Source organism: Streptodolium elevatio (genome assembly GCF_040649515.1).
Classification (GTDB): Bacteria; Actinomycetota; Actinomycetes; order Streptomycetales; family Streptomycetaceae; genus Yinghuangia; species Yinghuangia elevatio.
In genome coordinates this window covers 1-1,790 of record NZ_JBEZFP010000285.1, presented here as the reverse complement: position 1 = coordinate 1,790, position 1,790 = coordinate 1, and the positions used below count along the sequence as shown (strand labels likewise).

Sequence of the window (1,790 nt, the reverse complement as noted above, 5' to 3'; positions counted from 1 at the left end):
GTTCCGGATGATCGCTGGGGCTCCGGGGTTCGGGAACGCCGCCACGCATGCCCGGCCGCCCGGCCGGTGGGGCACCGCCGGGACCGGCGGCCACGCCGCACGCCCGGCGGTGCCCAAGCCGGACGGGCGGCGGCGCGCCCGCTTGCGGGCGCGCCCTTGATGACCGTCCCGGACATGCTGGCGGAACTCCGCGACGTGTCTCGACGGACGTTTTACCGGTGGCGCGAACTTGGGCTCGCACCCCCATGCATGAAGCTCCCGAACGGTGAACTTCGTGCGTGGCGCAGCGACTTCCGGGCGTGGCTGGACACGTTGTCCGAGGAGGCGGCGTGAAGTCCTACAAGGTACGCATCTGGGACCTCGCGTTCTGGGCGCATCGGAAGAGTCCCCATGGTGTTCGGTGGACTGTTGAAGGCAAGCCCTATTCGAGCTGGTTCGCCAGGAAGTCTCCGGCGGACAAGTACCGTGGCAAGCTGCTGGCCGCCCTCGACAAGGGAGAGCCCTTCGATACCGAGACGGGCCTTCCGGACTCGTTGGCGGCCGGCACGGGCTCCATGACCTGGTAGCAGCCGGCCTTGTCATACGTCGATGCGAAGTGGCCGATGGCCTCGGCCAACAGCCGTGTCAGCATCGCCGAGACGATGACCGCCGTGGCCGTCACGTACACGAACAAGGTGGCCGGTGGGCCGGACGAGGACACCTTGCGCCGGGCTCTCCGCGGGTGGGCATTCAACGCCAAGAACCGGAATGCGGAGCAACCGCCCGACGTGGCAGCTGCACTGAAGTGGATGGGGAAGGCGTCGCGGCCGCTGTGGGCCCTGGCGGATCGACACTCGTGTCCTACGTGGTGGCTGGTTCGTTGGCTGGCCATGGGAAGTTCGGGGTGGGGTTGGATCGTTCCTGACGGTCTGTGGGAGATGGTCAGGCCGTTGCTGCCGCCGGATCGTGTGCGTCCGCAAGGCGGTGGGACTGCGAACATCGACGACGAGGCAGTGTTCGCCGCGATCGTGTACGTGCTGACGACCGGGTGCGCGTGGCGGCATCTGCCGCCGTGCTTCGGGGCGTCGAAGTCCACGGTGCATCGGCGCTTCACCATCTGGTCCGATGCGGGGCTATGGGGTCGGCTGCACCGTAGGTTGCGCGAACTCCTGGCGGACAGCGGGCTGGTGGACTTGTCCCGGGTCCTTGTCGACACCGCGCACGTTCGCGCGAAAAGGGGGGCGAACTCACCGGCCCGAGTCCCGTCGACCGAGCGAAGCCTGGTTCCAAGCTGCACGTCCTGTCCGATCGCGCCGGGCTGCCGCTCGTCGTCGGGCTCTCGGCGGGCAACTGCCATGACAGCAACGGTCTGAAGCCGCTCGTCCAAGCCCTCATGGCCAAGCACGATCCGGACCGTGGCCGGCCGTGGAAACCGGGCAAACTGCACGCCGACAAGGCCTACGACAACGCACCTCTGCGGAAGTGGCTGCGCGGACGCCGGATCGGCGTGCGGATCGCTCGCATCGGCGTCGACACCTCCCTGCGCCTGGGTCGCCACCGCTGGGCCGTCGAACGCACGATGTCCTGGCTGACCGGCTACCGGCGGCTGACCATCCGCTACGAACGTAGATCCGACCTGTTCCTCGCATTCCTCACGCTTGCGGCAGCAGCCCTTTGCTGCAAACGACTCCATCGCCACACCACGTAGGACACGGTCTAAGACGTCGTCTCATTTGGTGAGTCGGCGGTAGCAGATGAGGGTGCACGCGATGGCGGTGAAGGCGAGGAAGTGCTCGGCTTTGCGTTCGTAG

General features: G+C 67.4%; 3 protein-coding genes. All 3 read left to right on the top strand.

What is annotated here, in order from left to right; genetic code table 11:
- The first annotated feature begins 159 nt into the window (after window positions 1-159).
- The 3 genes from AB0C36_RS43095 (at window position 160) to AB0C36_RS43085 (ending at window position 1,687) form a co-directional block, all read left to right on the top strand.
- On the top strand, window positions 160-333 hold the full coding sequence (locus tag AB0C36_RS43095; RefSeq protein ID WP_358365274.1) for a helix-turn-helix transcriptional regulator: 174 nt from the start codon (window positions 160-162) through the stop codon (window positions 331-333).
- On the top strand, window positions 330-566 hold the full coding sequence (locus AB0C36_RS43090) for a hypothetical protein (protein WP_358365269.1): 237 nt from the start codon (window positions 330-332) through the stop codon (window positions 564-566). The genes AB0C36_RS43095 and AB0C36_RS43090 overlap by 4 nt, the downstream gene beginning before the upstream one ends.
- Before the next feature lie 303 nt (window positions 567-869).
- Window positions 870-1,687, top strand: a protein-coding gene (locus AB0C36_RS43085) for an IS5 family transposase (protein WP_358365272.1) whose coding sequence is annotated in 2 segments (ribosomal slippage) — window positions 870-1,212 and window positions 1,212-1,687 — 819 coding nt in all. Because the reading frame shifts where the segments join, the coding sequence is not laid out codon by codon here.
- Window positions 1,688-1,790 lie beyond the last annotated feature (103 nt).

What these genes read in the sequence shown, in the direction of transcription:
- AB0C36_RS43095 (WP_358365274.1), top strand. Translation starts at nt 160, where the DNA reads ATGACCGTCCCGGACATGCTGGCGGAACTCCGCGACGTGTCTCGACGG.